The sequence below is a fragment of the Modestobacter caceresii genome (assembly GCF_000761485.1).
GTDB classification, from domain to species: Bacteria; Actinomycetota; Actinomycetes; order Mycobacteriales; family Geodermatophilaceae; genus Modestobacter; species Modestobacter caceresii.
Genome location: NZ_JPMX01000139.1, coordinates 25666 through 28380 on the forward strand (window position 1 = coordinate 25666; position 2715 = coordinate 28380).

1 protein-coding gene is annotated in these 2715 nt (G+C 73.6%); it reads right to left on the reverse strand.

Features of this window, described 5'->3' with window-relative positions:
* Nucleotides 1-208 precede the first annotated feature (208 nt).
* Nucleotides 209-2557, reverse strand: coding sequence for a bifunctional DNA primase/polymerase (locus tag IN07_RS24325; RefSeq protein ID WP_052091705.1), 2349 nt, complete (start codon nucleotides 2555-2557; stop codon nucleotides 209-211).
* Nucleotides 2558-2715: the final 158 nt, after the last annotated feature.

Here is a 2715-nt window from a genome sequence, read left to right on the forward strand (position 1 = left end):
GCGCTGGTCGGATCGCAGCCGCGAAGGATGACGCTGGCTCCCCGCCATACGTCCCGGACCCGCTGGCCATGGATCAGCGAGCTGGGTGCGCTTGACGCCGGCACGGCTGGCTCTGCGCGGACACCACGGCCAGCTGCGGCTGGCAGGCGTCCTCTGGTTGTCAGTGGGTGGTCGCGTGTGGTGGCGGTCGGGGCGTCCACACGGCAGGTCAGCTGGCGGCCGACAGAGGGGTGAACGGGGACACGAACGCGGTCGGGGGGTGGGACGAAAGCTGCACTGCGATCCCGCAATCACTCCCCTCCTGGGGGGAGGCGGGGATAAGAACCTCGATTTCGTCCCACCCCAGGTCGCGGCGGTGCTCAGCGAGAACGTCGGCGATCAACGCCCCGTCGTCGCTGGCCAGCCGCCAGGTGATCGGGCGCTTGTCGTAGTCGTCCTCGACGTCCTGGTCACCCTCGCGGTGGCCGTGCACCACACCGATCGCCTGCAGCTCCTCGGCCTGGAATCGAGCCACCTTGCGGTCGATCGACGCCTCGCGGGCCAGCCCGGCGGTGGTCAACGGCTCGCCCAGCGCCAGTGTTGCCAGCACCGTCCGACGCGCGGCCGGCATGGAGTCCAGTGCCACCCGGCGCAGCAGGGCGATCACGAGCGGCTCAGACAGCCCGAGGGCGGCCAGGCCGCGGGCGAGGCCGAGCAGCTGGCGGATCAGCCTCATCGGCTCCTCGATGGTGGGCAGGTCCTCGATCTGCCGGCTGCCGTAGCCACTGCGGGGCACGGCGGCCCGGCCCCAGCAGGTCACCAGGGCGGCGTCCTCAACGGCCTGGTGCACCGCCTCAGGGATGACCACCGCAGGTGCCCGCCGGGCGGCGTCGGTGACCAGCTGGGCGGCGGTGGCGCGGGCGGCGGCCCGGTGCTCGGCCAGCTCGCCCCGACGGGCTAGTGCGGCGGCCCGGCGCTTGGCAGGGGTGTCGCGGTCGGGCAGTCGGACGTAGACCCACCGCGGCCCCAGCTGGTCGTTGTGCACGGCCTGTCGGTCGATGGCGCCGGTGACCGCGGCGACGACGGTCGCCCGGCCGTCCCAGGTCAGCGTCTGGTCGGTGGCTACTCGTCCAGGCGGGGACACGTCGCGGCTGACGTGGCCGTCGTAGACCCGCCGCATCATGCCGAACACCTGGTCCCGGCCGCCCTGGTTGGAGTTGGCCAGCAGGCTGGACAGGTCCCCGAAGGTGAGCAACCCGCGGCGGCCGATCCTGACCAGCACCCCGGCCGGCACGGGCGACTTGTGCTTGGACCAGCTGAGCAGGCCGGCCGCGGTGACGTCGTCAAGGTGCCCGTCGGCCACGTCGTCGAGCAGCCGGACCGTCTCCGTCTTGCCGGAGCTGGGCGGTGCGACCAGCAGCAGCCATACCGGCTCGCCATCGAGGTCGCGGGTAACCGCAGCGGCCAGGGCGAGCAGAACATGACCGGGATCGGGCAGGTCCTGCCAGCCGCGCAGCTGCTCGACGAAGCCGGCCAGCGCCTGCAGCCCGGCCGACCGGCCAACGGCCGGCGCCGGCGCCGGCGCCGGCGCGACAAACACCGGCAGGGCACGGCCGAGGTCGGCGACCCTCGCGTGCACGTCGGCCAGGTCCGCGGCCACGGCCTGGCCGACGGCCCAGGCCAGGATGCCGTCGAACTCAACCGAGGCGGCTGACCCCGACAGCACCCGAGCGCCAGCGTCGCCGACGCGTGCGCTGGTCATGACCTCGATGAACATCTGGCGCAGCCGGTCAGCGGCGTCGACCGCGGCGTAATAGCCGGCGCGGGCCTCCTTCATCGCCCCGACGGCGAATCCGACCATGGCCTGGTGACGGCTGTCGCCACCGGCCAGCTTCTCGCTCAGGCTGCGCAGCTTGGTGTCGAGCAGCCGCGGTCGTGTGGTTGCGGTGTGTTCGGCCAGGAAGCCCGCAACCTGGGCGTCGGTGGCAGCGTCCGTGGCGTCGAGGGCGTCGTCGAGCGCGTCGGCCAGCGCGACCGGCAGCTCGGGCAGCTCGCCGGTCCGCAGCCACCGGTAGTCGCCGTCCTCGGCCGGGTGCTGCGACGGGACGACCAGGTTGACGCCGTTCCGACCGCGCACGTCGCCCCAACCCCGACCCAGCCGGCCGGTGCTGTTGCCGATCAGGCGACCCGGCGGCATGGCGAACAGGTAGTGCCCGCGGAGAGTGTCGCCGCGGCGGGTGGCCTGCATCGGCGGCGCAGTGTCAATCAAGGCCTGGACCAGCAACGGGGGCAGCTGCTGGGGATCGTCGACGTCGATCACCACCGCACCTGACCGGCCGGCGTGCAGCGCGATGCCGTAGTCGGTGCCGGCGAACCAGGCCACGATCTGCTCGGGGTCGCGGGAGCTGTGCCGCTGCCAGCCCTTGCCGACCACGCCGCCCGGGTCCTTGGTCCCTGCCTTGACCGGGAGGACGTAGAACCCCGCCCTGGCGTAGGCGAGTGCGGCGGTCAGGGTGTCCACGTCACCGGCGAGGGCTGGTACGCCCAGCCTGGTGTCGAGGACCGCCGGCGCGGTCACCGGGCACCAGCGCCCTGCCACCGGGCGATGGCCTCTGCCAGCACCTGGTCGTTGCCGGCGCAGGTCGGCCGGTGCGGGACGTGCGGAACGCCGGCCGGCGCACGGCCACCGGCGGCGGAACGGCGGCGCTCGCGGCGGGTGCCCCACACCAGGGCGGC